This is a genomic window from Bacillus sp. SIMBA_005 (assembly GCF_046535585.1).
Lineage (GTDB): Bacteria > Bacillota > Bacilli > Bacillales > Bacillaceae > Bacillus > Bacillus pumilus.
Map to the genome: position 1 here is coordinate 1 of NZ_JAWRWI010001142.1, position 237 is coordinate 237.

At 70.9% G+C, this 237-nt stretch carries 1 protein-coding gene; it reads left to right on the forward strand.

Annotated features, from left to right (window positions below; all coding sequences use genetic code 11):
* A partial coding sequence (locus SB660_RS23690) for a nitrogen regulation protein NR(II) (RefSeq protein ID WP_410585039.1) occupies positions 1–237 on the forward strand: 237 nt, incomplete at both ends.

The window sequence follows — 237 nt, forward strand, 5'->3', positions numbered from 1 at the left end:
GGACGCGGCCGTCGTGACCGACGCATCCGGCGTCGTTCTCGCCGCGTCCCCCTCCTCGCGCTGGCTCGGCGCCGTCGCCGGGAAACACCTGGCGCAGGAGGAACTCCGAGAACTGATGAAGCAGGCGCGTCGAAGCGGCCGCTCGCCCGCGCAGACGATGCGGATCCGCGTGAGTCGCGTCTCGAGCGACACGCGCCTTGTCATCGGCCGCGCGGCCGCGATCAGTGAGGAGTTCAT